The sequence below is a fragment of the Actinotalea caeni genome (assembly GCF_009733795.1).
GTDB lineage: Bacteria > Actinomycetota > Actinomycetes > Actinomycetales > Beutenbergiaceae > Pseudactinotalea > Pseudactinotalea caeni.
The window spans coordinates 110,530-137,063 of the sequence record NZ_WNXX01000008.1; the positions used below are offsets into that span (position 1 = coordinate 110,530).

Consider the following 26,534-nt stretch of genomic DNA (forward strand, 5'->3'; position numbering starts at 1 on the left):
ACCTGGGCCTGGCGGATTTTCGAGCATGCTTCCCGTACGTGAGCGAGAACCTCGTCTACGCCACGTCGCCGCAGGAGGAGCTGCCATGGTCGGCGGGGTTCTGGCCGGGCCAGCTCCACCTGGCGGACAGCGTGCGTCCGGAGGCGGCACTGATGGAGGGCGCAGCGCATGCGCAGCAGCGCTTGGCGGCGTACCTCGACGAGCGCGCCGGCCGTCTCGATCACGATGCCGGGTTCCAGTACTTCCTCGGCGCGGCGGTGGCGGCACGGCGGACCGACGACGACGCTGCACGGGCGGTTGCGCTACGTGCTGCCGACATCCTTGCCGGTCGGTTCAACGAGGTAGGCGGGTTCATCCGCGCGCACGGCTGGTCGGACTCATCCGGCATCGCGACGCCGTGGGCCGCAGGAAACGACGGCCCGCCCGGGCGATTCATCGCCGACACCCTGATGACGGTCCCGTTGCTCTACTGGGCGTACGGAGCGAGCGGCGAGGCACGGTATCTCGAGGTCGCTCGGGCACATGTGCACACCTCGGTCCGCCATCTCGCGCGAGCCGATGGCTGGCTCTACCACGCGTTCGAGCTCGAGCCAGACACTGGAGAGCCGATCGGCGGCACGACGCTCCAGGGCGCGCACGACGATTCCGCGTGGGCGCGGGCGCAGGCATGGGCGATCTACGGGCTCGCTCTCGCTTCGCATCACCTCGACGAGCCCGACTACGCCACTCGAGCGGCCGAGCTCGCCCTGCGCTTCTTCGACAACAGCCTGCCGTCAGGCCTCGCGCCGTGGGACTTCGTGATGCCGCAGGGAGCGGACACGATCCCCGACGCCTCAGCTACCGCGATCGCGGTCTCCGGCGCGCTGTACCTGACGCGTGACAGCACGGTGGCCGAGACGACGCGGAACGAGGTGCGGGGCAAGGCGCTGAAGTCGCTCACCTCTCTCGTCACCGAAGCAGCTGTTACCGACGCTCGCAAGGGTCAGCAGGGTCTCATCGAGTACAGCTGTTACCACTACCCGGCCGGTCGCGGCCTCCGTGAGTCCACGGCGTGGGGCGACTACTTCTACCTCGAAGCGCTGGTGCAGGCCAGCGGCGGGGAGGGGTTGTACGCCCTCGCGTGACGTGCTGCGTCCGCCCACCCCGGACGCCGAGCCGCCACGTGGGGACCCGCGTCCTGCAACGAAGAGCCTCGATTTCCATCAGGGAACCGGGGCTTCGCTGCGGAGACGGTGGGACGCCGTCGCACAGCGGCCGGCTCGTCCGTCGCAGGCCGCTTGGCTCCTCCCACATCCCGCCCGTTGTCAGGTGCCCAACGACATCGAGCCCGCCCCGACAATCGCGGGGCGGGCTCGACCTCTTCGGCGGAGACGGTGGGATTTGAACCCACGGAGCCCTTGCGGGCTCACATCCTTAGCAGGGATGCGCACTAGACCTGACTATGCGACGTCTCCTAGCGGTACCTAGGGTACCCAACGTCTGGCGCGACGGGCAAAGCGCCTCTGGGCGGCGAGCCGACCGGCTCCTATCGTGGCGGGCATGCGGGTGACGGTGGTGGCCGGGGGTTCGCGCGGCGACGTGCAGCCGCTGGTGCCGCTGGCGCAGGGGCTGGCGGCGGCGGGGCACGAGGTGACGGTGGCTGCGTCGGTCGACGCCCGATCCCTCGTCACCGACCACGGGCTCGGCTTCACGGCCTTCGAGGTCTCGATCGCCGACCAGATGCGCACCGAGGCGGGGCGGGCGTGGATCGTCGACTCCGCCGGCCGGCCCTTCCGCGAGCTGCGCCACATGCGCCGCGTCTACACCGAGCTCGCACAATCCCTCGCCCACGGGCTCCTCGCCCTGCGCGGGACGGCGGACCTCTTCATCAGCGGCATCCTCACCGTCGACGCCATCGCCTCGATCGCTGCCCACGACGGCGCCGCCCATGCCACCGCGCTGCTGTGCCCGTTCCACCCCACCGCCGACGGCCGCGCCGGCCTCACCGCCCAGAACCCCCGCACCAGCGTCTTCAACCGTTCCCGCACCCGCATCGGCCACTGGCTGCTCTCCCGGTCCATCACCCAGGCGGGCCAGATCGTGCGCCGCGAGCTCGGCATGCCGGAGACCGGCCCCCGCGGCTTCCTGCGCACCCTCGGCACCGTCCCCGCCGTCCTCGGGGCCAGCCCCGTGCTCGTGCCCACCCCGGCCGACTGGCCGAGCACTGTCACCGTCACCGGCCCCTGGAGCATCGAGGAGCCCGACGGCTACTCGCCGCCCGCCGACCTCGCGACCTTCCTCGACGGCGGCGACCCGCCGCTCTACCTCGGCTTCGGCAGCCTGTCGATCGTGCAGCCGGAGCGCATCCGGGAGGTCGCCGTCGCCGCCGCCCGCGCCGCCGGTGTCCGGCTCCTGCTCTCCGGCACCGACCTGCTCGGCCCCGACGGCGACGCCTTCGGCATCGGCGACGCACCGCACTCATGGCTGTTCCGCCGGGTCGCCGGCGTCATCCACCACGGCGGCGCCGGCACCACCCACACCGCCCTCCTCGCCGGTGTCCCGCAGACCGCCGTGCCACACATCGCCGACCAGCCCTACTGGGGTCGCCGCGTCCACGAGGAGGGCCTCGGCCCCGCGCCGCTGCCGCTCAACCGTCTCACCGTCGCCGCCCTCGCCACCCGGATGCGCGAGCTCGCGGCCGCCACCGCCGCCCGGGCGCGCGCCACCGAGCTCGCCGCCCGAGCCCGGAAGGAGGACGGCGTCGCGCGCGCCCTCGAGGTGCTCGGCACGACCGTCCTGCGCTGACACCCCTCCCCTCACCCGACACACCCCCGCCCGCCGCGGAGCCGAGGTCCGGCCCCCGTCGTCGAGCTCGTGCGGTTCTCCCGAGTTCGGACCGTGCCCGGCCCGAACTCGGCACGACGGCACGAACTCGGCGACCCATCGGCCTTCCCCCCGACCCCGACGGCGCCCGCCACCCGGATCGAACCGTTTCGTCCCCGACCCCCGGCACTCGGATGGACAGTCCTTGACCTGATCGATACCGTGCTGTGGCCGTCGGACGCGCGAGTCGCGCACGGCGACATCGCCGAGACGCGACCGAACGAGACCGACAGATACGCAACCGATGGGGTCAGTACACGCATGTGGGAGTTCGTAGGCGATCGCTTCGACGAGATCGCGTTCGCCTCGGTCCAGCACCTGAGCCTGGTCGCGCAGTCGCTGGTCATCGCGACCGTCCTGGGGGTCGGCATCGCCGCCCTCGTCTACCGCAACGGCACCGCCAGCTCGCTCGCCAACGGCGTCACCGCGATCGGCCTCACGATCCCCTCGTTCGCGCTGATCGGCCTCATGGTGGCGCCGCTGGGGTTCGGCGTGGCACCGGCGGTCGTGGTCGTCGTCTTCTACGCGATGCTCCCGGTGCTGCGAAACGCCGTCGTGGGGCTCGCGGGGGTCGACCGTGCCCTCGTGGAGTCCGCGCGCGGCATCGGCATGAGCAGGTTCCGCACGTTCTGGCAGGTCGAGCTGCCGATCGCCTGGCCGGTGATCCTCTCCGGCGTGCGCATCTCCGGCCAGATGGTCATGGGCGTCGCCGCGGTCGCCGCCTACGTGCTCGGCCCCGGCCTCGGTGGCTTCATCTTCCAGGGCCTGTCCCGCATGGGCGGCGCCGGCGCCACGGAGTCGATCGTCACCGCCGTCGTCGGCGTGATCCTGCTCGCCCTCGTCCTCGACCTCGCCCTCGTCGCCCTCGGGCGGCTGACCACCCCGAAAGGTATCCGTGCCTGAGACCACCGCCGTCGCGGAGGACCGCGACGAGAGCCAGATCACCGGCAAGTCGATCCGCCTCGAGGGCGTCACCAAGCGCTACCCCGGGCAGTCGACCCCCGCGGTCGACGGCGTCACGCTCGAGATCCCGGCCGGTCAGGTCGTCATGCTGGTCGGGCCGTCCGGCTGCGGCAAGACCACGACCCTGAAGATGATCAACCGGCTCATCGAGCCGACCGAGGGCCGGATCGTCCTCGGCGACGAGGACGTCACGGCGATCGACGGCGACCAGCTGCGCCGGCGGATCGGGTACGTCATCCAGGCCGGTGGCCTGTTCCCGCACATGACGGTGGCGCAGAACATCGCGATCGTGCCGAAGATGCTCGGCTGGGACGCCCAGCGCATCGCCGACCGCACCACCGAGCTGCTCGACCTCGTCTCGCTCGACCCCGACACCTACCGCGACCGCTACCCCAAGGAGCTCTCGGGCGGGCAGCAGCAGCGCGTCGGGGTGGCGCGTGCGCTCGCCGCGGACCCGCCGGTGCTGCTCATGGACGAGCCGTTCGGCGCCGTCGACCCGATCACGCGGCAGCGGCTGCAGGACGAGCTCATCCGCATCCAGCAGGAGCTGCGCAAGACGATCGTCATCGTCACCCACGACTTCGACGAGGCGGTCAAGCTCGGCGACTGGATCGTCGTCTTCCGCGAGGGCGCCCAGATCGTCCAGTACGACACCCCCGAGCGGATCCTCGCCGAGCCCGCCGACGAGTTCGTCGAGTCGTTCATCGGCTCCGGCGCCGGCATCAAGCAGCTCGCGCTGCAGCGGGTGCGCGACGTCGACCTCAAGGAGGCGATCACCGCCCGCCCGGGCGACGACGCCGCCGAGGTGCTCGCGAAGGTCGAGAAGGCCGGGCACGGGCACGTCGTCGTCCTCGACGAGCGCGACCGCCCGCTGTCGTGGCCGTCGCGCCGCGCGCTGTCGCGGATGGCGACGATCCCCGCCGAGGCCGACGAGCGCACCCCCGTCATCGGCTCCGGCGCGACGCTCAACGACGCTCTCGACGAGATGCTCGTCTCCAACGCCGGCGCGGCCCTGGTCACCGGCCGTCGCGGCGCCTTCGCCGGCGTCATCACGATCGAGGAGGTCATGGACGCGATCCGCGCGGTGCGCGCCAGCGCGAGCGACGACCTCGCCGACGCCCCGGTCGGCACCAACGCGGGCAGCGACGACGGCACCGGCGACGAGGTGGCGCAGGATGGCTGAGGCGCTCGCCGAACCCACCGCCGCCGACTCCGCGCTCCGCCCCTGGCGGCCGCTGCTGGTTCAGGTCGCCGCCCTGCTCGCGGCGGGCGCGGCGCTCGTGATCTGGCTGGTCACCGCCGACCTCACCGCCGTCGAGCGGGAGACGCTCAACCCGGACTCGCTGCTGCAGCTGCTCGGGCAGCACCTGTGGCTCACCGCCGTCAGCACCGTCATCGTGCTCGCGATCGCGGTGCCGCTGGGGGTGCTGCTCACCCGCGGCCCGATGCGCCGCGCCGCCGGCCCGGTGCTCGCGGTCGCGAACTTCGGGCAGGCTGCCCCCGCCGTCGGCCTCATCGTGCTCATCGCCGCGGCGCCGTTCCTGCCGAACGGCTTCTGGGCCGCGATCATCGCGCTCGTGCTCTACGCCGCGCTGCCGGTGCTCGGGAACACGATGATCGGTATCCGCGGCGTCGACCAGCGGCTCGTCGAGGCCGGCCGCGGCATGGGCATGACCGCCCGCGCGGTGCTGTTCCGCATCGAGCTGCCGCTGGCGGTGCCGGTCATGCTCGCGGGCGTGCGCACCGCGCTGGTGCTGCTCGTCGGCACCGCGGCGCTCGCCAGCTTCATCAACGGCGGCGGGCTGGGGCTGCTGATCACGACCGGCGTGAACCTGTACGAGCTGCGGGTGCTGGTCACCGGTGCCGTGATGACCGCCCTGCTCGCCCTCCTGATCGACTGGGTCGGCCGCGTCGTCGAGCACGTCGCCCGCCCGAAGGGGATGTGATGACGACGACGACACCGCCCACCCGGACCGGCACCCGCCGGCGCCGCTGGGGCGCGAGCCTGGCGCTCCTCGGCGTCGGCCTGGTCGCGGCCTGCGGCCTGCAGCCCGCGACGGCGTACACGCCCGAGAGCGCACCCGGCCTCATCGAGGAGATCCCCGACCTGCCCGAGGGCGCGTCGATCACGGTCACCGGCAAGAACTTCACCGAGCAGCTCATCCTCGGGAAGATGGTCGTCATCGCGCTGCAGGCCGCCGGCTTCACCGTGACCGACCTGACGAACGTGCCCGGCAGCGTGCCGGTGCGGGAGCTGATGCTCTCCGGCGAGGCCGACGTGACGATCGAGTACACGGGCACCGCGTGGCTCACCTACCTCGGCCAGGAGGAGGGCATCCCCGACCAGCAGGAGCAGTGGGAGGCGGTCCGCGACGCCGACGCCGAGAACGGCCTCACCTGGCTGCCGCCGGCGCCGCTCAACAACACCTACGCCTTCGCGGTGCGCGCCGAGGCCGTCGAGGAGCTCGGCGGCATCTCGACGCTCAGCGACATCACCGAGCTGCCCGTCGAGGACCGCACCTTCTGCGTCGAGGCCGAGTTCAACTCCCGCGCCGACGGTCTCGGGCCGATGCTCGAGACCTACGGGATCCCGCGCGGCGCCTCCGACGGCGTGCCGGACGACAACATCCGGATCTTCGACACCGGCGCCGTCTACACCGCGACCGACCGCGGCACCTGCAACTTCGGCGAGGTGTTCACGACCGACGGCCGCATCGACAGCCTCGACCTCGTCGTCCTCGAGGACGACCTCGGCTACTTCCCCGCCTACAACGGGGCCGCCGTCGTCAGCACCGAGACGCTCGAGACCTACCCCCAGCTCGAGGAGATCCTCACGATGCTGAGCGACGAGCTGACCGACGAGCGGATGCGCGAGCTCAACCTGCGGGTCGACGAGGGCGGCGAGATGCCGGCCGACGTCGCGTTCGACTTCATGCTCGAGCTGGGGCTGGTCACCGAACCCTGAGGTGCTAGCGGCGCAGCACCTTGCGCGCCAGCGTGTTCCCGAGCACCTGGATCAGCTGCACGATGACGACGATCACCGCGAGCGCCGACCACGTCACCACAGGGTTGTACTGCCGGTAGCCGTAGGTGATCGCCCAGTTGCCCAGGCCCTCGCCACCGACGAGGCCGGCGACGGCGGACATGTCGACGACCGCGATGACCGCGAACGTGAAGCCGAGGATCAGCGGCCCGAGCGCCTCCGGCAGCACGACCGTGCGGATGATCCGCCACGGCCCCGCGCCCATCGCGCGGGCCGCCTCGATGACGCCGGGGTCGAGCGCGACGAGGTTCTGCTCGACGATGCGCGCGATGCCGAACGTCGCCGCGAGCGCGATCGCGAAGATCGCCGCGTCGGTGCCGATGCCCTTGCCGACGACGACCCTCGCCAGCGGCTGCAGCGCCGCGATGAAGATGATGAACGGGATCGGCCGGAACACGTTGACGAGGGTGTTCAGCAGCCACCACACGACCGGCTGCGCGAGGATGCCGCCGCGCCGGGTCACGTAGAGGGCAGTGCCGACGACGAGCCCGCCGGCGCCGCCGAAGAGCATGCCGAGCCCGACGATCTGCAGCATGATCCCGGTCTGCTCGAGCAGGTCCGGGAGGATCTCGACGACCTCATCCATCGCGCTCACCTCCCTCGGCGGGGCCGGCGGGCTCGGCGGGCTCGGCGGTCGCCTCGGTGACCGTGACGCCGGGGCCGACCTGGGCGAGCGCGTCTCGGATGGCCGCGTCGTCGCCGTCGACGGCGATCGTCAGCAGCCCGTAGACGCGACCCTGGATGTCGTCGACGCCGCCGTGCACGAGGTGGAAGTCCACCCCGGCACGGGCGAGCGCGCCGAACACGCGCGCCTGCGACGCGGCCTCGTCGGTGAAGGAGATCGTGAGCAGGCGGCCCTCGTGGCGGGCGCGCAGCGCGGCGAGCTCCTCGCCCTCCGGCAGCGCCCGCACCACGGTCCGCACGAACCGCTTCGCGGTCTCGGTGCGGGGCGCGGTGAACACGTCGTAGGTGGGGCCCTCCTCGACGACGCGGCCGGCCTCCATGACCGCGACCCGGTGCGCGATCCGGGTGACGACCTCCATCTCGTGGGTGATGACGACGATCGTCACGCCGAGCTCGGAGTTCACCCGGCCCAGCAGCGAGAGCACCTCCTCGGTGGTCTCGGGGTCGAGCGCGGAGGTGGCCTCGTCGGCGAGCAGGATGCTCGGGTCGGCGGCGAGCGCCCGCGCGATGCCGACCCGCTGCTGCTGCCCGCCCGAGAGCTGCTCGGGGTAGGCGTCGGCGTGCTCGGTGAGCCCGACGAACTCCAGCAGCTCGGCGACCTTCGCCTGCCGCTGCGCGCGCGGGACCCGGGCGACCTCCAGCGGGTAGGCGACGTTGCGCGCCACCGTGCGCGAGCGCAGCAGGTTGAAGCGCTGGAACACCATGCCGATGCCCTGCCGCACCCGGCGCAGCTCGCGCGGGCGCAGCGTGGTGATGTCGACGCCGTCGACGAGCACCGAGCCCGACGTCACCGGCTCGAGGCCGTTGACGAGCCGCACGAGGGTGGACTTGCCCGCGCCGGAGTAGCCGATGATCCCGTAGACCTGACCCCGCTCGACGTCGAGGGTGACGCCGTCGACGGCCGTCACCGGACGTTCCCCGCGCCGCCGCGCGGGGAACGTCTTGGTGACGTCGACCAGGCTGATGTGGGGCACTAGCGCGACTCGATCTCCGCCTGCACCTCGTCGAGGCTGGCCTGCAGGTCCTCGACGGGCGTCTGGGTGAGCACCGCGGCGCCGCCGGCGGCCTCCAGCACGCCCTCCTGCACCTCGGGGGTGTTCTGGTAGATCTCGACCAGCTGGGCGAGCACCTCGTCGTCGGCGTTGTCGGCCGTCGTCGCGAAGATGTTGATGTACGGGAACGCCGAGGGGTCGGTCGGGTCGTCCTGCGCGATGGCGTCCTCGGGCGTGAGGTCGGCGTCGGCGATGAAGTCGTTGTTGATGATCGCGGCCGCGACGTCGGGCAGCGACGACGCCGTGATGGCGGCGTCGAGCGCCGTCACCGTGACGCGGGAGGCGGCCTCGTCGACGTCGGCGACCGTCGAGAACGGGCTGCCGCCGTCGGCGAGCGTGATGAGCCCGGCCTGCTGCAGGATGAGCAGCCCGCGCGCCTGGTTGGTGTCGTCGTTGGGGACGGCGACCTCGGCGCCGTCGGGGATGTCCTCGACGCTGTCGTACTGGGTCGAGTACAGCCCCAGCGGGTAGATCGCCGTCGAGCCGATCGGCACGAGGTCGTCACCGGCCTGCACGTTGTAGTTGGCGAGGAAGATGATGTGCTGGAACTGGTTGACGTCCAGCTCGCCCTCGCTCAGCGCCGGGTTGGGCTGGTTGTAGTCGGTGAAGTCGATGATGTCGATCGCGATGCCCTCGGCCTCGACCGCCTCCTCGTAGACGGCCCAGTACGGCTCGCTCGCGCCGACGACGCCCAGCTGGACCGGGTTCTCCTCGGTGCCGAGCTCGGCGTCGCTGCCGCCACCACCGCCGCACGCCGACATCAGCAGCATCGCCCCGACGGCGGTCGCGGTGACGATCGTGCTGCGGCGTGCGTTCATGGTGGTTCTCCTGGATCGATGGGACGGCGCCCAGGCGGGGTCGCCGTCACGGGGCCTGACATGCCGACGCCGGGGCCGGTGCGCACCAGAGCGCGTCACCGCCCCGGCGACGGCCCTACTCTCGCCCGGGTCCGAGGCCTGAGCCGTCGGACGGCGGGGGTGTCTCAGATCCTGGAACCAGCACCCAGGACGGCCTGGCGGACCGGCTGACCGCACCGGCCCTCCGTCGTGGCCGAGTTCGTGCGGTTGCGCCGAGTTCGGGCCGGGCCCGGCACGAGCTCGGGACGGACGCACGAACTCGCCGGGTGGAAGCCCGGGTGGGCCCCGTCCGGTGCGGCGCGCACGCCCACCCCGCGCCCCACCGACCGCTCCGCCGCGGTGCGCGCACCGGTCCCCTGTCCTCGCCGAGTTCGTGCGGTCGTGCCGAGTTCGGGCCGGGCCCGGCTCGAGCTCGGCACGGACGCACGAACTCGGCACCGGGACCGCATGGGCTGGTCCCCTGGCCCCCACCTGCCCTCGGCCCTGCCCCTGTGGTCCGGGTGGGCGAGCTCGTACGCCAGCGCCCAGCTCGTAGCGTGCACCGTACGAGTTGGGCACCCCGGTACGAGCTCGGCGCCTGGTGGCTGGCGGTGGGGCCGCTGTACCGCACCTGGGCCGGTGCGCGCCCGGCCGCGTCCTGTGACCAGCGCGCCTCCTCGGCGGAGGGTGGGGGATTCGAACCCCCGGAGGTTTCCCTCAGCGGTTTTCAAGACCGCCACATTCGGCCGCTCTGTCAACCCTCCGTACCCGGCCGAGGCCGGGCGGCACCCATTGTGGCGCACCCGCGTCGGGCTGCGGACCGCGGGAAACCCCGTGGCTCCCGCGCGCACCCGGTGGGTAGCGTCGCCGACCACCGGACCCAGCACGCGGACCCGGCTCCCGATCCCGCACCCGATCCCGACTGGAGGCACAGCGATGCGAGCGACGCACGCCCTCGTCCCGCTCCGCCACCTCGAAGGGATCACGCGTGCCCGCACGTTCGCTCAATCTGGGCATCCTCGCCCACGTCGACGCCGGTAAGACCACCCTGACCGAGCGGCTCCTGCACCTCGCAGGGGTCATCGACCAGCCCGGCTCGGTCGACTCCGGCACCACCCGCACCGACAGCCTCGCCGTCGAGCGACGGCGCGGCATCACGGTCAAGGCCGCCGTCGTCGCGCTGCAGGTCGACGACATCACCGTCAACGTCGTCGACACCCCCGGCCACCCGGACTTCATCGCCGAGGTCGAGCGCGCGCTCGGGGTGCTCGACGGCGCGGTCCTGGTCCTCTCGGCCGTCGAGGGGGTGCAGCCCCAGACCCGGATCCTCATGCGCGCGCTCCAGCGCCAGCGGATCCCCACCCTGCTGTTCGTCAACAAGATCGACCGCGCGGGCGCCGACGTCGCCCGCGTCCTCGAGCAGGTCCGCAGCCGCCTCACGCCCGACGTGCTCGTCACCGGCACACCGGTCGGGCTGGGCTCGGCCGCAGCGTCCTTCGCCGGCTTCGCGCGCGAGGACCCCGCCTTCCAGGAGCGCGAGACGCTCGCGCTCGCCGAGCACGACGACGGCGTGCTCGCGGCCTACGCGAGGGCCGCGAGCGCAGCGCAGCCGACCTCCAGCGGGTCGCGATCGCGCAGACCCGCGCCGGCGTGCTGCACCCGGTGTACGCGGGCTCGGCCGCGACCGGCGCCGGCGTCGCGGAGCTGATGACCGGGATCGTGACCTACCTCCCGGCGATCTCACCCGCGACGGAGGGGCCGCCGTCGGGCACGGTCTTCAAGATCGAGCGGGGCGGCGCGGGTGAGAAGATCGCCTACGTCCGGATGTTCGGCGGCGCCGTGCGGCCGCGGGACCGCATCGTCCTAGGCGAGGGGCGTCACGCCACGATCGCAGCCACCGAGACCTTCGACGGCGGCGCCTGGGTGCGAACCCCCGCGGTCACCGCGGGCCAGGTCGGGCGGCTGCACGGCCTCGCCGCCGTGCGGGTCGGCGACACCTTCGGCCCCCACCGGCGCACGACCACCGCGGTGTTCGCCCCGCCCACCCTGGAGGCGTCGGTCGAGGCCGTGCGGCCGGCCCAGCGGCCCGCGCTGCGCGCCGCCCTGCTCCAGCTCGCCGACTCCGACCCGCTGATCGCCGCGCGGGTCGACGACGACGGTCGGCCGACCGTCTCCCTCTACGGCCGCGTCCAGCAGGAGGTGCTCGCGACGACCCTGGCCGAGGAGCACGGCATCGACGTCGCGTTCTCCGAGGCGGGCGTGCTCCACGTCGAGCGGCCGCGCCGGGCGGGCGAGGCGGTGCTGCGCCTCAACACCGAGGAGAACCCGTACCAGGCGACGATCGGGCCGCGTCTGGAGCCCGCCCCGCCGGGCTCGGGGCTGCGGCTCGTCTCACAGGTGCCGGCGCGCGACATGCCGCTGTACCTGTACAAGAGCGCCGAGACGTTCGTCGCGACGATCGAGCGCCACGTGCGGCAGGAGCTCGCGCACGGGCGGTACGGGTGGACGGTCACCGACTGCGTCGTCACGCTGGTCGAGGCCGCCTACAGCGTGGCCGACGGGCCGCCGTCGCGCCGCGGGCCCACGAGCACCGCCTCCGACTACCGCAACGTCACGCCGCTGGTCGCCCGCGAGGCGCTGGACCGAGCCGGCACCCGGGTGTGCGAGCCGGTGCTGCGGATCCGGCTCGAGGTCCCGCTCGCCGACGCCCCCACGCTCAACCGGCTGCTGGCCCGCTGGGGCGCGGGCATCACCCGCCAGACGAGCGCGGGCGGGCTCGCCCGGCTGGAGGCTCGGCTGGTCGCCGCCCGGCTGCACGCGCTCCAGCACCAGCTGCCCGACCTCACCGGCGGCGAGGGCACCCTGGAGTGGGACCTCGACGGCTACCAACCGGTCGTCGGGGAGCCCCCGGTCCGGGCAGGGTGGCGGGCCCGCACGGCCGGGCGGACCTGACCCGGCCCGCCTACGCTGGTCACCATGCGCGCGATGGTCATCACTCCCGACGGCGGCCTCGCGCCGGCCGACCTGCCCACGCCCGAGCCCGGGCCGGGAGAGGTGCTGGTCGAGGTCGCGGCGGCCGGCGTCAACCGCGCCGACCTGCTCCAGCTCCAGGGGCTGCACCCGCCGCCGCCCGGTGCGGCCGAGCACCCCGGTCTCGAGGTCTCCGGCCGCATCGCGGCCCTCGGTGAGGGCGTCGACGGCTGGGGAGTCGGCGACGAGGTGTGCGCGCTGCTCGACGGCGGCGGCTACGCCAGCCACGCGATCGCGCGCGCCGACACCCTGCTCCGCGTGCCCGACGGCGTCTCGCTCGTCGACGCCGCCGCGCTTCCCGAGGCGATGGCGACCGTGTGGTCGAACCTCGTGCACGTCGCCGGCCTGTCCGCCACCGACAACACCGGCCGCACCGTCCTCGTGCACGGCGGCTCCGGCGGCATCGGCACGACCGCGATCCAGCTGCTGCGCGCCACCGGCGCGGTCGTGCTCACCACCGCGGGCGGCCCCGCGCGCGTCGCCCGCTGCGAGGCGCTCGGCGCCTACGGCATCGACCACCGCAGCGAGGACTTCGTCGAGCGGGCGCGCGAGGCCACCGGCGAGCGCGGCGTCGACGTGGTGCTCGACGTCGTCGGCGCCAAGTACCTCGACCGCAACCTGCGCGCGCTCGCCCCGCACGGCCGCCTCGTCGTCATCGGCATGCAGAAGGGCACCACCGGCGAGCTCGACCTGTCCCGCGTGCTCTCCCGCTGGTTGAGCATCCACGGCACCGTGCTGCGCCGCCGCCCGCCGGAGGAGAAGGCGGCGATCGTCGCCGACCTCTGCGAGCGCGCCTGGCGCTACCTCGACCGCGGCGAGGTGCGCCCCGTCGTCCAGGACCGGCTGCCGCTGGTCGAGGCCGCCGAGGCGCACCGCATGATGGCCGACGGCGAGGTGTTCGGGAAGGTCCTGCTCCTCCCCTGAACGCTCTGCTCGCCCGGTCCCGACGGCGTCAGGCGCCGGCGCCCTCGGCCTCGACGTCGAGCACGGGCTCGTCTGACGGCCCGGCCTCCTCGCCCGCCTCCTCGTCGCGGAGCGGGTGCGCGATCTCGTCGGCGGGCAGCTTCGCGGCGACGATCGCGACGACCGCCAGCACCACGGGGACCAGGCCGGCCACCAGGAAGGTGGTGCGCAGACCGATCGCGTTGGCGACCGGCGCGGCCAGCGCCATCGACACCGGCATCAGCGAGGCCGAGACGAAGAAGTCGAGCGACGCGACCCGCCCGAGCAGCGCGGGCGGCACCCGCCGCTGCAGCAGCGTGCCCCAGATGACCATCGGGGCGCTGAACACGCCGCCGAGCACGAAGCCCGCGACCACGAGCACCCACATCTGGGACGCGAACGCGTACGCCACGAACGGCAGGCACGCCACACCCCACAGCAGGTTCATCACCGTGAGGTAGCGGCGCGGCATCCGCAGCGACCCCATGACGAACGACGCCACCGCGCCGCCGATCCCGAACGCGGCGAGCACGTTCGCGTGGTTCGAGGCGTCGCCGCCGAGCTCGTCCTTGATGAGGAACGGAGTCAGCACCTCGAGCGGGCCCATGACCACGAGCATCATCCCGGAGGCGAACAGCAGCGTCGCGAGCAGCCAGGGCGTGCGGACCATGTAGGAGAAGCCCTCACGGACGTCGGCCCACGCCCGCGCGACGGCGCGCGTCCCCGCCTCGTCGGCCGCCAGGTCCCGACGGACCGGGGTGAGCGGCACCGTCAGCAACGCCAGCAGCGCGAGCGCGGCCGAGCCCGCCGCGATCGCGGCCGCTCCGCCGGGCGACATCGCGGCGATCGCGGCACCTGCGACCGCCGGGCCGAACGCCTGACCGATCGCGGGCCGCACCATGCCCTCGAAGCCGTTGACCGCCATGAGGTCCTGCTCGGGCACCAGCGCCGGCAGCCAGGCCGAGTAGGCCGGGTAGTAGAACGCCATCCCGACACCGGTCGCGAACGAGACCGCCATCAGGTGCCAGACCTGCGTGAGGCCGTTGAGCGCGAGCGTGGCCACGAGGGCCATGCCGAGCAGCTCGACGGTGGCGACGCCCAGCAGGATCAGCTTCTGCGGCACCCGGTCCGCCACGACACCGGCCAGCAGTGCGGGGATCAGCAGACCGCCGGCGGACGCCGTCGCGACCATCGAGACGTCGGCCTCGCTGCCGCCGATGCCGATGACCTCCCAGACCAGCGCCACGATCCACACGCCGCTCGCGAACGAGGACAGCACCAGCGCGACCGCGAGCCGGCGGTACGCCCGCGTCCGGAAGGGCTGCAGGAACCGAGGCAGCCGGCGGCCGACGCGCTGGTCACCGATCGTGTCGGCGACGTTCGCGGTGAACGGGTCGGCCATGGCGCCCTCCGCATGCGTGCCGTCGTCGTCGCGCTCCTCCACGAGCGCCAGGTCATTCGCCATGCACTATGCTAAACATAGCGATCAGTTGTCGGTCAATAGTAAGTGTGAGACCATCCGGGCATGCCGATCAAGCGGACCTACGCCGAGTGCGGCGACGCGTGCATGACCGCCCGCGCCGTCGAGCTGATCGGCGACCGCTGGACCTACCCGGTGCTGCGCGAGCTGATGCTGGCGCCCAAGCGGTTCAAGGAGCTGTCGGCCGCCATCTGCGGCGTCACGCCCGCGGTGCTCACCACGCGGCTGCGCGAGATGGAGGCCGCGGGCCTCGTCGAGCGCGTGGTGCTCGCACCGCCCGCCTCGGTCGCCGTGTACCGGCTCACGCCGTGGGCGCGCGAGCTCGAGCCCACGCTGCACGAGCTCGGCCGCTGGGCGCACCGGCAGCCGGACCGGCCACCCACGTGCGGCGGTCTCACGCCCGACGGCGTCGTGCAGTCGATGCTGACGATGGCACCGCCCGAGCCGCCCGAGCCGCCGGTGAGGCTCCAGCTCGACCTGCACGACGAGCGCAGCCCCTCCGACACCCGCTACGGCTACCGGCTCGACTGGGACGACGACGGCCTGCGCATCGCCCGCGGCACGCACCCCGCCGCCGACGCCCACCTGCGCACCGGGTCGACGGCGCTCGCCGGGATGCTGTACGACCTCCACGGCCTGCCGCCCGAGGGCGACGGCGCACAGGTCGAGGGCGACCGCGACGCCGTCGAGCGCCTGCTCGCCGCGTTCTCCGACGCGTGACCCGCGCGACGGCGACCCGGGCCGCCGTCGCGCCGGCGTCAGGCGGTCACGCGAACGTGATCTCGATCAGGTGCGGCCGGTACACCGAGGAGTCGATGAAGGTCATGTACGTGACCTTGCCGTTCTCGCGCGCGAACTCCGGGTGCTCCTTGCCCGCGTTGTACAGCGACTCCGGGCGGGTGCGCTCGGGCCGGTAGACCACCTGCGGCTCGCTCCACGGGCCGGTCAGCTCCGGCGCCGTGCGGATCACCAGCATGTTGTCGCGCTGGAACGTCGTCAGCGAGATGAACATCCCGAGGTGCTCGTTCCACGAGGACGACATCTCGTTCGGGACGTCGGAGAACAGGCACGCGGTCGGCGTGAACGTGCTCGACCAGCGCGGCTGCACGTCGGGGCGCTCGAGCGTCGGGGCCTCGACGAGGTACTCGTAGGCGGAGAGGTCCTCGATCGACTCCGGTCGGACCCGCGCGAGGTACATGTCGCCGAACGACTTCTCCTCCGGCTGGATCGAGCCCCACAGGTAGAGGTGCTCGCCGTGCCGCTGCACCCAGACGCCGAAGCCGGGCTCGTCGCCCTTCCACCACTCGTAGGTGCCATCGGGCGCGCGCAGCCGCTCGAAGCGCCAGTCCCGGCCCGCCCGCGCGACCCCCATGCCGTCGAGCTGGAACGTCTCGAAGACGTCGACCTCGGGGTCCATCGTGATGCGGTGGTAGTAGAGGTACAGCTGCCCGTCGACCTGCGCGCCGTGGATCGCCCACAGCCGCTGCCGCGACTTGTGCTCCGGTGGCTCGAACTCGATGAGCTGCCGCGCCCGCGTGCCCGTGTCGTCGGTGATGTAGCGGAACTCGCGCACGCCGTCGGAGATGTCCTGCAGCGGCACCACCGCGCCGGTGTTCGACAGCACCTCGGTGAGCTCGAAGCCGCGGATCGAGTCGAACGGCCCCTCGATCGTGTCGCCGAAGATCCAGAACGTCGTGCCGTCGTCGAGCTCCACCGAGCTCACCGCGTCCTGCCCGGTGATGTCGACGTCGTTGTCGGCGAACTGGACCCCCAGGTCCCTCACCGACGCCACCAAGGGACTGTCCTGCAGCGCCATCCGGCCACCTCCAGATCGATGGTCGTGCACCACCGGTCATCGTAGGGGGCGCCGGGTCGTCCCGGGCCGGGACGGCGCCCGGCGCGCCGGTCAGGTGTCGAGCAGGCCCTGCGCGAGCGCCGAGGCGAGCGACGGCGCCAGCGGCAGGCGAGGTACGAGGGTCGCCTGGATCGCGTGGTAGATGTCGGGCTTGCCCTCCCAGACGGTCCCGCTCGGCTCGTTGGACGGCGACAGCTCGTGCACCCAGGAACCGTGCTCCTCGTCGATGAGGTGCTGCGCGGCGTACTCCCACCAGAGCCGGTACCAGGCGTCGTAGGTCTCCTCGCCGGTGCGCCGGCCCAGCGCGGCGGCCGCGCCGATCGCCTCGGTGACGACCCAGTGCATGCGCTCGCGCACGAGCGGAGCACCCTCGAAGGTGACCGTGTAGACGAAGCCGTCGTCGCCGTCGACCGACCACCCCTCCTCGACGGCGGCCTCGAACAGCGACCGCGCGCCGGTCTCGAGCCCCTCGGGGACGGCGCGGCCGCGCGCCTCCAGCGCCGCGACGACGTGCAGCGCCAGCCGGGACCACTCGAGCCAGTGGCCGATCGTGGCGCCGGCGGGCCGGAACGGGTCGGCGGGCGAGTCGGCGTTGTAGTCGAGCAGCGGCTGCCACGCCTCGTCGAAGTGCTCGGGGATGCGCCAGGCGTGCTGCGGCGCGAGGTCGACGACGACCCGCTGCGCGATGCGCAGCGCCCGGTCCAGCCAGGCGTCGTCGCCGGTGACGTCGGCGGCCGCGAGGTACGCCTCGACCGTGTGCATGTTGGCGTTGACGCCACGATAGGGCTCGAGCTCGGTGAAGCCCGCGTCCCAGGACTCCACGACCATGCCGGCCTCGTCGTCCCAGAAGTGCCGCAGCGACACCTCGAGCGCACGGTCCAGCGCCTCCCGCGCACCCGGGCGGCCCGCCGCGGTCGCGCTCGAGGTCGCGAGGACCACGAACGCGTGGGCGTACGCGGCCTTGCGGTCGTCGATCGGGCCGTGCGGGCCGACCTGGGCGTACCAGCCGCCGTGCTCGGCGTCGGCGAGCGGGCCGGCGAGCGCCGCGAGCCCGTGGTCGACCATCGACGCCGCGCCCGGGCGGCCGAGCAGCACGCCGAGCGAGAACGCGTGGATCATCCGGCAGGTCACCCACAGGTGCACGCCCTCGTCGGGCACGACCTCGCCCTCGGCGTCGAGGTAGCCGAAGCCCTCGTCGACCACCGAGCCGGCCGCGAACGCCAGCAACGCGTCCGCCTCCCGCTCGAGCCACCGTGCGTGCGCGGGTGTTCCCAGCCATCTCATGCGGCCGAGCCTAGGACCTGCACGACCCTCCCCCATGACCGGGACGCGTCGGTCGTCCTTGGCAAGATGGGGTCATGACCGAACGCAGCGAGACAGCCGAGACGCCGGAACCGCAGCCGGGCACGTCCGAGGGCGCCGGCGGCACGACCGACGCAGGGGCCGGCGACGACGGCGCTCGCCAGCGGATCGTCGTCGCGGGTGCGGACCGCATCGGCATCCACGACTCGAACAACGACCCGACGAAGTCCGTCGAGGAGCCCGCCAAGGTGATGCGGCTGGGCATGATGATCAAGCAGCTGCTCGAGGAGGTGCGCTCCGCGCCGCTGGACGAGGCCGCCCGCGAGCGGCTGGCGGAGGTGCACGAGCGGTCGCTCCACGAGCTCGAGTCCGGCCTCTCCCCCGAGCTCGTCGAGGAGCTGCACCGCATCACGCTGCCGTTCAGCGACGACGCGGCGCCGTCCGACGCCGAGCTCCGCATCGCGCAGGCCCAGCTGGTCGGGTGGCTCGAGGGCCTGTTCCACGGCATCCAGACGGCGCTGGTCGCCCAGCAGATGGCGGCGCAGAACCAGCTGCTCGAGATGCGCCGGGCGCTGCCGCCCGGTGTCGCACCCGGCCAGCCGGGGCCGGCGCAGCGGCACCCCGTGATGCCGGAGCCGGACCACGGGACCGGTCAGTACCTCTGACCGGCCCCGGGCCCGCCGCCCGGTGGCTCAGCCCTTGACCGAGCCCGCCAGCAGCCCTCGCACGAAGTAGCGCTGCAGCGAGAAGAACACGACCAGCGGGATGACGATCGAGACGAACGCCCCCGCCGTCAGCAGGTGCCAGTCCTGCCCGCGGTCACCGGTGAGCGCCGCGAGCGCCGCCGTCAGCGGCTGGATCAGCCGCTGCCCGCCCGAGAAGGTGAGGCCGACCAGCAGGTCGTTCCACACCCACAGGAACTGGAAGATCGCGAAGCTCGCGATCGCGGGCATCATCAGCGGCAGCATGATCCTGAAGAACACCGCGACGTGCCCCGCGCCGTCGATCCGGGCGGCCTCGACGAGGTCCCGCGGCACCTCGGACATGAAGTTGTGCAGCAGGAAGATCGCCAGCGGGAGCGCGAAGATCGTGTGCGCGATCCACAGCGGCAGGTACAGCAGCACGCTGCCGGCACCGGTGTCGTTGAAGAACCGCAGCAGCGGGATCAGCGCCATCTGCAGCGGCACGATCTGGAGCGCGAACACGCCGACGAACACGACGTCGCGGCCCCGCCACTCCAGCACCGAGAACGCGTAGGCCGCCATGATCGCCAGCGCCAGCGGAAGCAGCGTCGCCGGGATGCAGATCACCAACGAGTTCATGAAGTACTGCGACAGGTTCGTCGACGAGGACCCGCCGAGCACCTGCTCGTAGTTCTCCAGCGTGAGGCCCGGGTTGGCGAAGATCGTCCACCAGCCGGTGCCCTTGATCTGACGCTCCGGGCGCAGCGAGCTGAGGAACAACCCGAACGTGGGGACGGTCCACAGCACCGCGATGACGAGCGCGATCGCGCTGCCGATGCGGTTGCCGAGCATCCGGCGGGCGGACGTCGCCGCGCTGCCGCGCGGACCGCCCCCCATCGCGGCGTCGGCGGCCTGCGTCGAGGAGTCGACGTCGGTGACGGCGGCGGTCATCCCCGCACCTCCCGGTTCTTGGCCATCTGCCGGATGTTGAAGATGACCAGCGGCACCACCAGCAGGAAGATGAACACGGCCATGGCGGAGCCGAGGCCGTTGTTGCCGAAGGTGAACGACTGGTCGTACATGAGGTTCGCCAGCACCTGGGTGTCGAACTTCGCACCGGTCATCGTGCGGGTGATGTCGAAGATCTTCAGGGTGGCGATCGAGATCGTCGTCAGCACCACGACCAGCGAGGGCCGGATGCTCGGGATCGTGATCCGCCAGAACAGCTGCCACGGGGACGCGCCGTCGAGCCGCGCAGCCTCGATGATGTCCTCGGGCACCGCCTTGATCGAGGCGGACAGGATCACCATCGCGAACCCGGCCTCGATCCAGACGAGCACGAGGATGAGGAAGATCGTGTTCGCCGGGGCGTCCTGCAGGAACCGCACCGGCTCCAGCCCGAGGGCGTCGATCACCGCGTTGAGGGCACCGATCTGCTGCTGCCCGGCGCCCTTGTACTCGTAGACGAACTTCCAGATGATGCCCGCACCGACGAACGAGATCGCCATCGGCAGGAACAGCATCGCCTTGGCGACCTTCTCGAACCGCGACTTGTCGATGAGGACGGCGTAGACCAGCCCGATCCCCGTCGAGAGCAGCGGGGTGAGGATCACCCACAGGAACGTGTTGCGGAAGCCGATGAGGTTCGACGGCACCGTCAGCGCGTCGACGTAGTTCGCGAAGCCGACGTAGCTCTGCGACCGCGCGTCCATGAACGACATCCACACGGTGCGGAAGAACGGGTAGATCAGGCCCAGCGCCAGCAGCAGCAGCGCGGGACCGGCGAAGATCGCCACCATCGCGGGGCGGCGCACCCGCTCCCGCACGCCGTCGGTGGCCTTCGCGATGAGCAGCAGCGCCGCCACCACCGCGGCGAACAGCACGACCGCGACGATCAGCTGCCCCACCCGGGTGTTCAGCAAGAATCCCACGAGGTCCTCCTCTCAGGTACCCAGGGACACGGCTGGGGTGCGACACATCGTGCCGCACCCCAGTCGTGTGTCGGGCGAGATCAGCTCCAGCTGTTCTCGACGTCGGTCAGCGCCTGCTCGGTGTCGACGCCACCGTCGATCCACTGGGTCATCGCGGTCCAGAAGGAACCCGCGCCGACCTCGGACGGCATCATGTCGGAGCCGTCGAAGCGTGCCACCGCGTCGGCGTCCTGCATGAGCTCCAGCGTGAGCCGCAGGATGTCGGACGAGGCGTTGGCCGGGTCGACGTTCTGGTTCGGGCTGGTCACGCCGCCCAGGCTGACGCGGCTGTTCGCCCACTCCGGCGAGGCCATGTACTCCATGACCGCCATCGTGGCCTCCTCGTCGTTGAACGCGGCGAGCAGGTCACCACCGACGAGCAGCGGCTGCTCGTCCGCGGACAGCGAGGGCAGGTAGAACGCGAAGATGTCGCCGTCGGGGCCGACCTCGGTGCCCTCCGGCAGCTGCGCCTCGAAGAACGAGGCGCCGCGGAACATGAAGCAGTTGCCCTCGAGCACCTGCAGACCGGCGTCCGCCCACGCCGTCGTCGCGATCGAGCGCGGGTCGCCGATGCCGCCGTTGACGTAGTCGGGGTTCTGCAGGATCTCACCGGCGGTGTCGAGCGCCTCGACGACCTGCGGGTCGTTGAAGGGGATCTCGTGGTTGACCCACTGGTCGTAGACGTCCGGGCCGGCCGTGCGCAGCAGCACGTCCTCGAGGAAGTCGGTCGCCGGCCAGCCGGTCGCACCGCCGGACTCGATGCCGAAGCACCAGGGCTTGACGGTGTCGGAGCCGTGGTCGGCCGAGATCTGCTCGGTGAGCGCCATCATCTCGTCCCACGTCGTGGGGATCTCGTAGCCGTTCTCCTCGAACGCGCTCGGCGAGTACCAGACGAAGGACTTGACCGAGCCGAGGATCGGGATGGCGTACTGCTCGCCGTCGATGTTGCCGTAGGACAGCCAGTCCTCGGTGAAGTTGGCCTGCGCGGCCTCCAGCGCGGCGTCGCCGAGCGGCACGAGGTGGCCACCCTCCTGCATGCGCTGGAGCAGCCCCGGCTGCGGGAAGTCCGCGATGTCGGGGGCGTTGCCACCCTCGACCTGCACGAAGATCTGCGACTCGAACTCGTTCGTGCCGTTGTTCTGGATCGTGATGCCGGTGCAGGCCTCGAAGTCCGCCCAGGACGCCTCGAAGTTGTCGGCCTCGGCGGGGTCGGAGATCGTCGACGAGATCGTCACCGTGACGTTGTCGAACGTGCCGTACTGCTCGTAGTCGGCGCAGTCGGCGTCGGTCTCGCCGCCGCCACCACCGCCGCCGCCCCCGCCGTTCAGGTCACCGCCGCCTCCGCACGCGGTCAGCGCGAGCGCGAGAGCGGCACCGCCGACGAGCGCCGCGCTGCTGCGCCGGCGCATGGTCGTCATCCTCACTGATGCCTCCTATGTGGGTGCGTGCTCGGACGCCACTCGGCGTGAGCATCGTCAATGTAAGCGCTTACGGTCGCTCGTGCGCAACTCTCGGTGTGTCGACTTCGATAACGATCCGATCACCACGCCACCCCAGGTTTCACCGCACTTTCTGCCGCACCCTGGTCTCACCGCACGTGCTGCCGCGGCTCGGTGTCACCGCACGTGCTGCCGCGGCTCGGTCTCACCGGGTGCGCTCAGTGACGACGCGTCGAGGCCCGCCGCACGAGCTCGACCGGGAACACGACGTCGCGGTCCACGGGCGCGCCGGTGATCATCTCCAGCATCAGCCCGGCGGCCGCGCCACCGAGGGCGACGGCGTCCTGCGCCACCGTCGTCAGCCCGATGAGGTCGCCGAGCTCGTGGCCGTCGACGCCGACCACCGAGACCCGCCCGGGCACCGTGACGCCCCGCTCGCGCAGCACCTCCAGCGCCCCGAACGCCATCTCGTCGGAGTCGGCGACGATCGCCGTCAGGTCGCCGACGCGCTCCAGGAGCTCGACGGCGGCGCGGCGCCCGCCGTCGCGCTCGAACCGCCCGTAGGCGAGCAGGTCGGGGTCGTCCGGCAGCCCTGCGGCGCGCATCGCGTCCCGGTAGCCCCGCGCGCGGCACACCTCGGTCGCCCACGGTGTGCGCTGCTCCGGGTAGCCGCCGATGTGGCCGATGCGGGTGTGGCCGAGGTCGAGCAGGTGCTGGGTGGCCAGCCGCGCGGTGGCGACGTCGTCGACATGCACGCGCACCTGCTCGGGCGGGCCCGATCCCACGTAGACCAGCGGCACGCCGAGCGACTCCAGCAGCGCGACCTCCGACGCCGTCATCGTCATCCCGACGACCAGCACGCCGTCGACTCGGCGGCGCAGCACGTCGAGGTCGATCGGTGTGCGCGTCGCGTCGTGCTCGAGCTGGAAGGAGTACAGCAGGGCGTCGAAGCCGGCGAGCCGCAGCGCCTGGCACGCGCCCTCGATCGCGTTCGAGTGGAACCAGCGCGACACCCACGGCGTCAGCAGCCCGATCGTGCGGGTGCGTCCCGACGCGAGCGAGACCGCGGACGGCGTCGGGGCGTAGCCGAGCCGCACGGCGGCCTCCTCCACGCGCTTGCGCGTCGACTCGCGCACGTCGGGGAGCCCGCGCAGCGCTCGCGACACGGTCGCGGTAGAGACACCAGCCGCACGGGCAACGTCGTCGATCCCGACGGGCATGGCCATGATTGTGCACCAACCGGACACGCAGTCCCACCCGGCTGCCGAGGACCGGTACCGGGAGCGGCAGAACGTGCGGTGAAACCGGGCCGCGGCAGAAAGTGCGGTGAAACCAGGGGGCGGCAGGAGGGGTGCGGTGAGACCTGGCCCTAGGCTCTGGCCTCATGGACCTCGGGCCCGAGCTGATCATCGCCTTCCTGACCCTGTTCGTGCTCGAGCTGGTCCTCGGCGTCGACAACGTCGTGTTCATCTCGATCCTCACGAACCGGCTGCCGCAGCACCAGCAGCAGCGGGCGCGGATCATCGGTCTGTCGCTCGCGCTGGTGCTGCGCGTGGTGCTGCTGTTCTTCGCGACCTGGATCGTCGGGCTGACCGCCACGCTCGTGTCGATCGGCGGCGTCGAGGCGCTGGAGCTCTCCGGGCGCGACCTCATCCTGCTCGCGGGTGGTCTGTTCCTCATCTACAAGGCCACGATGGAGATCCACCACAAGCTCGAGGGCGAGGACGAGGAGACCGACCCGAGCACGGGCTCGACCACCTTCGGCCGCGTGATCGTCCAGATCATCCTGGTCGACGCCGTGTTCTCCCTCGACTCGGTCATCACCGCGGTCGGGATGACCGACAGCCTGCCGGTGATGATCGCCGCGGTGGTCGTCTCGATCGGGCTGATGATGGTCGTCGCCGGCTCGATCGCGGCGTTCGTCAACCGTCACCCGACCGTGAAGATGCTCGCGCTGAGCTTCCTCATCCTCATCGGCGCCACGCTGGTCGCCGAGGGCTTCGGGTACCACGTCGACAAGGCGCTCATCTACGGCCCGATCGGCTTCGCGATCGGTGTCGAGGTGCTCAACCTCGTCTACCGCACCCGGCAGGCGCGCCGGAAGGGCGCCGAGCGGGCGCCCGTGCACCTGCACGCGGGGAAGCGGGTCGGCGTCGTCGCGGGCGAGCGGCCGGTGCGCGCCACCGGGGGCGTCGCGCACCCCTGAGCGGGCTCAGCGAGGCAGCGCGTCCAGCACGGTGACCAGCCCGTCGAGCTCGACCGGGCCGGTGACGTGGTCGGCGGCCGCGCGGGTGACCTCGTCGGCGCCGTCCATCGCCACCGCGACGCCGGCCCAGCCGAACATCTCGATGTCGTTCTGGCCGTCGCCCACGACGACCGTGTGCTCCTGCGGCACCCCGTAGCGCTGCCGGACGGCGTCCAGGCCGGAGGCCTTCGAGATGCCGTCGGGCGTGAGGTCCAGCCATGCGGACCAGCCGACGGCGTAGCTCACCCCGTGCAGGCCGCTGCGGGCGACGAGGTCGTGGAACTCCTGCGCCGACCACTCCGGCGCACGCAGCGTGACGCGCGTGGCCGGTGCCGAGACGAGCTCGTCGAACGGCACGACCTGCTGCTCGCCGCCCAGCTCGCCGTCGGGGAAGGGGCGCGTGACCTTGAAGCCGCGCCCGAGGTCCTCGACCGCCACGATGACGTCCGGGGCGTGCTCGCGCAGCAGCCGCAGCGCGGGACCGGGGTCGAACGTGACGACGTCGACCATCTCGTGGCCGTGCTCGTCGAACTCGACGGTGACGGCGCCGTTGGAGCAGACCGCGAAGCCGCGTGTCAGGCCGAGCTGCTCGACGACCGGCATCACCGCGACCAGCGACCGGCCGGTCGCGAGCACGAGCCGGGTGCCGGACTCGACGACGCGCGTGATCGACCGCTGCACGCGGCCCGAGAGCGACCCGTCGAGGCCGAGGATGGTGCCGTCGATGTCCAGCCCGACGAGCAGGTCGGGGCCCAGCCGCAGGTGCGCGACCGCGTCGGGGGTGAACGCCGGGGTCGGCGGCTGGGCCGCCAGGCTCACCGCACGACCTCGAGCAGCTCGCGGCCGCCGAGGTAGGGGCGCAGCGGCTCGGGGACGACCACGCTGCCGTCGGCCTGCTGGTGGTTCTCCAGCAGCGCGACCAGCCACCGGGTCGTGACGCCGGTGCCGTTGAGGGTCGCGGCCGGGCGGGTGCGGCCGTCGGCGGTGCGCTCGCGGATGCCGAGCCGGCGTGCCTGGAAGGTCGTGCAGTTCGAGGTCGAGGTCAGCTCCAGCCACCGCTGCTGGCTGGGCAGCCAGGCCTCGCAGTCGTACTTGCGGGCGGCCGAGCTGCCGAGGTCGCCCGCGGCGACGTCGATCACGCGGTAGGGCAGCCCGAGCGCGGTGAGCGAGGCCTCCTCGAACGCCAGCATCCGCTCGTGCTCGGCCTCCGCCTCCTCGATCGGGGCGTAGACGAACATCTCGACCTTGTGGAACTGGTGCGTGCGGATGATGCCGCGCACGTCCTTGCCGTGCGAGCCGGCCTCGCGCCGGTAGCAGGCGGAGAACCCGGCGTAGCGCACCGGTCCGTCGGTGAGGTCGAGGATCTCGTTGCTGTGGTAGCCCGCGAGCGCCACCTCCGAGGTGCCCACGAGGTAGAGGTCGTCGGCGGCGAGCCGGTACACCTCGTCGGCGTGGGCGCCGAGGAAGCCGGTGCCGGCCATGATCTCCGGGCGCACCAGCGTGGGCGTCGTCATCGGGGTGAAGCCCTCGTCGACCAGCCGGTTGAGGGTCCACTGCAGCAGCGCCATCTCCAGCAGCGAGCCGATGCCGGTGAGGAAGTAGAACCGGGAGCCGCCGACCTTCGCGCCGCGCTCGGTGTCGATCGCACGCAGCCCTTCGGCGATCGCCAGGTGATCCTGGACCTCGATGCCCTCGGCGGCGAGGTCGCGCGGGGTGCCGACCTGCCGCAGCTCGACGAAGTCCTCCTCGCCGCCGGCGGGGACGCCGTCGACGATGATGTTCGGCATCGCCCACAGCAGCCGGTCGAGCTCCTCGGCGGCGGCGTCGGCCTGGGCCTCGGCGTCCTTGACCTGCTCGGCGAGCTGCTTGGCCCGACCCAGCACGGCCTCGCGCTCGGACGGCGCGGCCTTGCCGATCGATCGGGACAGCTCCTTCTGCTCCGCCCGCTGCTGCTCGAACGCCGACAGCAGCGACCGGCGCCGCTCGTCCGCGGCCAGCAGCTGGTCGACGAGGGCGGGGTCGGCGCCTCGTGCCACCTGGCTGGCGCGAGCCGTGTCGGGGTCGTCGCGCAGTGCCTTGAGATCGATCACCCCTCGAGGGTATCCGCGTCCGACGGCGCAGCCCGCCTGCCGACGAGACGTCGGCGCT

The 26,534-nt window shown here is 72.3% G+C and carries 24 protein-coding genes and 2 tRNA genes; 12 read left to right on the forward strand and 14 right to left on the reverse strand.

Features of this window, described 5'->3' with window-relative positions:
- The first annotated feature begins 38 nt into the window (after nucleotides 1–38).
- Nucleotides 39–1,124, forward strand: coding sequence for a glycoside hydrolase family 88 protein (locus tag GPA02_RS09125; protein WP_162457737.1), 1,086 nt, complete (start codon nucleotides 39–41; stop codon nucleotides 1,122–1,124).
- 241 nt (nucleotides 1,125–1,365) lie between these two features.
- Here GPA02_RS09125 and GPA02_RS09130 read toward each other — a convergent pair.
- Nucleotides 1,366–1,454 (reverse strand) — tRNA-Ser (locus GPA02_RS09130).
- Between the two features lie 85 nt (nucleotides 1,455–1,539).
- Here GPA02_RS09130 and GPA02_RS09135 point away from each other — a divergent pair.
- The 5 genes from GPA02_RS09135 to GPA02_RS09155 all read left to right on the forward strand — a co-directional run bounded on the left by GPA02_RS09135 (nucleotide 1,540) and on the right by GPA02_RS09155 (nucleotide 6,790).
- Complete coding sequence (locus GPA02_RS09135) at nucleotides 1,540–2,784, forward strand: glycosyltransferase (RefSeq protein WP_156199605.1); 1,245 nt, start codon at nucleotides 1,540–1,542, stop codon at nucleotides 2,782–2,784.
- Nucleotides 2,785–3,123: 339 nt separating this feature from the next.
- The gene (locus GPA02_RS09140; protein WP_156199606.1) at nucleotides 3,124–3,765 is read left to right on the forward strand and encodes an ABC transporter permease; all 642 of its coding nucleotides are present in this window, start codon (nucleotides 3,124–3,126) and stop codon (nucleotides 3,763–3,765) included.
- Nucleotides 3,758–5,008 carry an ATP-binding cassette domain-containing protein gene (locus GPA02_RS09145; protein WP_156199607.1) on the forward strand — a complete coding sequence of 417 codons (1,251 nt, stop codon included), beginning with the start codon at nucleotides 3,758–3,760 and terminating at the stop codon, nucleotides 5,006–5,008. Before GPA02_RS09140 ends, GPA02_RS09145 begins: the two co-directional genes overlap by 8 nt.
- On the forward strand, nucleotides 5,001–5,771 hold the full coding sequence (locus GPA02_RS09150; protein ID WP_156199608.1) for an ABC transporter permease: 771 nt from the start codon (nucleotides 5,001–5,003) through the stop codon (nucleotides 5,769–5,771). The genes GPA02_RS09145 and GPA02_RS09150 overlap by 8 nt, the downstream gene beginning before the upstream one ends.
- Entirely contained in the window at nucleotides 5,771–6,790 is a 1,020-nt protein-coding gene (locus tag GPA02_RS09155; RefSeq protein ID WP_156199609.1) for a glycine betaine ABC transporter substrate-binding protein, read from the forward strand. Before GPA02_RS09150 ends, GPA02_RS09155 begins: the two co-directional genes overlap by 1 nt.
- 4 nt (nucleotides 6,791–6,794) lie before the next feature.
- On the opposite strand, the gene GPA02_RS09160 is transcribed toward GPA02_RS09155, so the two are convergent.
- The 4 genes from GPA02_RS09160 to GPA02_RS09175 all read right to left on the reverse strand — a co-directional run bounded on the left by GPA02_RS09160 (nucleotide 6,795) and on the right by GPA02_RS09175 (nucleotide 10,204).
- Nucleotides 6,795–7,454 (reverse strand): methionine ABC transporter permease, encoded by a 660-nt coding sequence (locus GPA02_RS09160; protein ID WP_156199610.1) that lies wholly within the window; start codon nucleotides 7,452–7,454, stop codon nucleotides 6,795–6,797.
- Complete coding sequence (locus GPA02_RS09165; RefSeq protein ID WP_156199611.1) at nucleotides 7,447–8,526, reverse strand: methionine ABC transporter ATP-binding protein; 1,080 nt, start codon at nucleotides 8,524–8,526, stop codon at nucleotides 7,447–7,449. The genes GPA02_RS09160 and GPA02_RS09165 overlap by 8 nt, the downstream gene beginning before the upstream one ends.
- Nucleotides 8,526–9,422, reverse strand: a complete 897-nt coding sequence (locus GPA02_RS09170; protein WP_156199612.1) for a MetQ/NlpA family ABC transporter substrate-binding protein — start codon at nucleotides 9,420–9,422, stop codon at nucleotides 8,526–8,528. The genes GPA02_RS09165 and GPA02_RS09170 overlap by 1 nt, the downstream gene beginning before the upstream one ends.
- A 699-nt stretch (nucleotides 9,423–10,121) precedes the next feature.
- Nucleotides 10,122–10,204, reverse strand: a tRNA-Ser gene (locus tag GPA02_RS09175).
- 224 nt (nucleotides 10,205–10,428) lie between these two features.
- Here GPA02_RS09175 and GPA02_RS09180 point away from each other — a divergent pair.
- From GPA02_RS09180 to GPA02_RS09190, 3 genes are read left to right on the forward strand one after another with little or no spacing between them, the layout of a single operon-like run.
- On the forward strand, nucleotides 10,429–11,148 hold the full coding sequence (locus GPA02_RS09180; RefSeq protein WP_156199613.1) for a GTP-binding protein: 720 nt from the start codon (nucleotides 10,429–10,431) through the stop codon (nucleotides 11,146–11,148).
- Nucleotides 11,091–12,392, forward strand: coding sequence for a TetM/TetW/TetO/TetS family tetracycline resistance ribosomal protection protein (locus GPA02_RS09185; RefSeq protein ID WP_156199614.1), 1,302 nt, complete (start codon nucleotides 11,091–11,093; stop codon nucleotides 12,390–12,392). The genes GPA02_RS09180 and GPA02_RS09185 overlap by 58 nt, the downstream gene beginning before the upstream one ends.
- Nucleotides 12,393–12,416: 24 nt before the next feature.
- Complete coding sequence (locus tag GPA02_RS09190) at nucleotides 12,417–13,394, forward strand: NAD(P)H-quinone oxidoreductase (RefSeq protein WP_156199615.1); 978 nt, start codon at nucleotides 12,417–12,419, stop codon at nucleotides 13,392–13,394.
- A 28-nt stretch (nucleotides 13,395–13,422) separates the two neighbouring features.
- Here GPA02_RS09190 and GPA02_RS09195 read toward each other — a convergent pair whose 3' ends face one another.
- Nucleotides 13,423–14,877: an MFS transporter gene (locus GPA02_RS09195; protein WP_240133962.1), complete on the reverse strand. Its 1,455-nt coding sequence runs from the start codon at nucleotides 14,875–14,877 to the stop codon at nucleotides 13,423–13,425.
- Nucleotides 14,878–14,937: 60 nt separating this feature from the next.
- Between GPA02_RS09195 and GPA02_RS09200 the strand changes: the two genes are divergently transcribed.
- Complete coding sequence (locus GPA02_RS09200) at nucleotides 14,938–15,612, forward strand: winged helix-turn-helix transcriptional regulator (protein WP_156199616.1); 675 nt, start codon at nucleotides 14,938–14,940, stop codon at nucleotides 15,610–15,612.
- A gap of 46 nt (nucleotides 15,613–15,658) precedes the next feature.
- Here the strand turns inward: GPA02_RS09200 and GPA02_RS09205 are convergent, their stop codons facing one another.
- The gene (locus GPA02_RS09205) at nucleotides 15,659–16,708 is read right to left on the reverse strand and encodes a DUF4185 domain-containing protein (protein WP_156199617.1); all 1,050 of its coding nucleotides are present in this window, start codon (nucleotides 16,706–16,708) and stop codon (nucleotides 15,659–15,661) included.
- A gap of 90 nt (nucleotides 16,709–16,798) precedes the next feature.
- Nucleotides 16,799–18,031, reverse strand: coding sequence for an AGE family epimerase/isomerase (locus GPA02_RS09210; RefSeq protein ID WP_156199618.1), 1,233 nt, complete (start codon nucleotides 18,029–18,031; stop codon nucleotides 16,799–16,801).
- Nucleotides 18,032–18,105: 74 nt separating this feature from the next.
- On the opposite strand from GPA02_RS09210, the gene GPA02_RS09215 reads away from it, so the two are divergent.
- On the forward strand, nucleotides 18,106–18,714 hold the full coding sequence (locus GPA02_RS09215; RefSeq protein WP_156199619.1) for a bacterial proteasome activator family protein: 609 nt from the start codon (nucleotides 18,106–18,108) through the stop codon (nucleotides 18,712–18,714).
- Between the two features lie 27 nt (nucleotides 18,715–18,741).
- On the opposite strand, the gene GPA02_RS09220 is transcribed toward GPA02_RS09215, so the two are convergent.
- The 4 genes from GPA02_RS09220 to GPA02_RS09235 all read right to left on the reverse strand — a co-directional run bounded on the left by GPA02_RS09220 (nucleotide 18,742) and on the right by GPA02_RS09235 (nucleotide 23,361).
- A complete protein-coding gene (locus GPA02_RS09220; protein WP_156199620.1) occupies nucleotides 18,742–19,683 on the reverse strand; it encodes a carbohydrate ABC transporter permease in 942 nt (313 codons plus the stop codon).
- Entirely contained in the window at nucleotides 19,680–20,663 is a 984-nt protein-coding gene (locus GPA02_RS09225) for a carbohydrate ABC transporter permease (protein ID WP_156199621.1), read from the reverse strand. The genes GPA02_RS09220 and GPA02_RS09225 overlap by 4 nt, the downstream gene beginning before the upstream one ends.
- A gap of 80 nt (nucleotides 20,664–20,743) precedes the next feature.
- The gene (locus GPA02_RS09230) at nucleotides 20,744–22,120 is read right to left on the reverse strand and encodes an ABC transporter substrate-binding protein (protein WP_156199668.1); all 1,377 of its coding nucleotides are present in this window, start codon (nucleotides 22,118–22,120) and stop codon (nucleotides 20,744–20,746) included.
- Between the two features lie 239 nt (nucleotides 22,121–22,359).
- Entirely contained in the window at nucleotides 22,360–23,361 is a 1,002-nt protein-coding gene (locus GPA02_RS09235; protein WP_156199622.1) for a LacI family DNA-binding transcriptional regulator, read from the reverse strand.
- A 164-nt stretch (nucleotides 23,362–23,525) separates the two neighbouring features.
- Here GPA02_RS09235 and GPA02_RS09240 point away from each other — a divergent pair, with 164 nt between their 5' ends.
- Nucleotides 23,526–24,347 (forward strand): TerC family protein, encoded by an 822-nt coding sequence (locus GPA02_RS09240; RefSeq protein ID WP_156199623.1) that lies wholly within the window; start codon nucleotides 23,526–23,528, stop codon nucleotides 24,345–24,347.
- 6 nt (nucleotides 24,348–24,353) lie between these two features.
- Here the strand turns inward: GPA02_RS09240 and GPA02_RS09245 are convergent, their stop codons facing one another.
- On the reverse strand, nucleotides 24,354–25,205 hold the full coding sequence (locus GPA02_RS09245) for an HAD family hydrolase (RefSeq protein WP_338027519.1): 852 nt from the start codon (nucleotides 25,203–25,205) through the stop codon (nucleotides 24,354–24,356).
- Nucleotides 25,202–26,476: a serine--tRNA ligase gene (serS, locus tag GPA02_RS09250; protein ID WP_156199624.1), complete on the reverse strand. Its 1,275-nt coding sequence runs from the start codon at nucleotides 26,474–26,476 to the stop codon at nucleotides 25,202–25,204. Before serS ends, GPA02_RS09245 begins: the two co-directional genes overlap by 4 nt.
- Nucleotides 26,477–26,534 lie beyond the last annotated feature (58 nt).

Bases quoted from the DNA above. Each gene is read 5' to 3' on its own strand.
- GPA02_RS09135 (WP_156199605.1), top strand. From the start codon at position 1,540: ATGCGGGTGACGGTGGTGGCCGGGGGTTCGCGCGGCGACGTGCAGCCG.
- GPA02_RS09190 (WP_156199615.1), top strand. From the start codon at position 12,417: ATGCGCGCGATGGTCATCACTCCCGACGGCGGCCTCGCGCCGGCCGAC.
- GPA02_RS09235 (WP_156199622.1), bottom strand. From the start codon at position 23,361: ATGCCCGTCGGGATCGACGACGTTGCCCGTGCGGCTGGTGTCTCTACC.
- GPA02_RS09205 (WP_156199617.1), bottom strand. From the start codon at position 16,708: ATGGCGCTGCAGGACAGTCCCTTGGTGGCGTCGGTGAGGGACCTGGGG.
- GPA02_RS09195 (WP_240133962.1), bottom strand. From the start codon at position 14,877: ATGGCGAATGACCTGGCGCTCGTGGAGGAGCGCGACGACGACGGCACG.
- GPA02_RS09230 (WP_156199668.1), bottom strand. From the start codon at position 22,120: ATGACGACCATGCGCCGGCGCAGCAGCGCGGCGCTCGTCGGCGGTGCC.
- GPA02_RS09150 (WP_156199608.1), top strand. From the start codon at position 5,001: ATGGCTGAGGCGCTCGCCGAACCCACCGCCGCCGACTCCGCGCTCCGC.
- GPA02_RS09210 (WP_156199618.1), bottom strand. From the start codon at position 18,031: ATGAGATGGCTGGGAACACCCGCGCACGCACGGTGGCTCGAGCGGGAG.
- GPA02_RS09240 (WP_156199623.1), top strand. From the start codon at position 23,526: ATGGACCTCGGGCCCGAGCTGATCATCGCCTTCCTGACCCTGTTCGTG.
- GPA02_RS09215 (WP_156199619.1), top strand. From the start codon at position 18,106: ATGACCGAACGCAGCGAGACAGCCGAGACGCCGGAACCGCAGCCGGGC.
- GPA02_RS09155 (WP_156199609.1), top strand. From the start codon at position 5,771: ATGACGACGACGACACCGCCCACCCGGACCGGCACCCGCCGGCGCCGC.
- GPA02_RS09170 (WP_156199612.1), bottom strand. From the start codon at position 9,422: ATGAACGCACGCCGCAGCACGATCGTCACCGCGACCGCCGTCGGGGCG.
- GPA02_RS09140 (WP_156199606.1), top strand. From the start codon at position 3,124: ATGTGGGAGTTCGTAGGCGATCGCTTCGACGAGATCGCGTTCGCCTCG.
- GPA02_RS09160 (WP_156199610.1), bottom strand. From the start codon at position 7,454: ATGGATGAGGTCGTCGAGATCCTCCCGGACCTGCTCGAGCAGACCGGG.
- GPA02_RS09200 (WP_156199616.1), top strand. From the start codon at position 14,938: ATGCCGATCAAGCGGACCTACGCCGAGTGCGGCGACGCGTGCATGACC.
- GPA02_RS09220 (WP_156199620.1), bottom strand. From the start codon at position 19,683: ATGACCGCCGCCGTCACCGACGTCGACTCCTCGACGCAGGCCGCCGAC.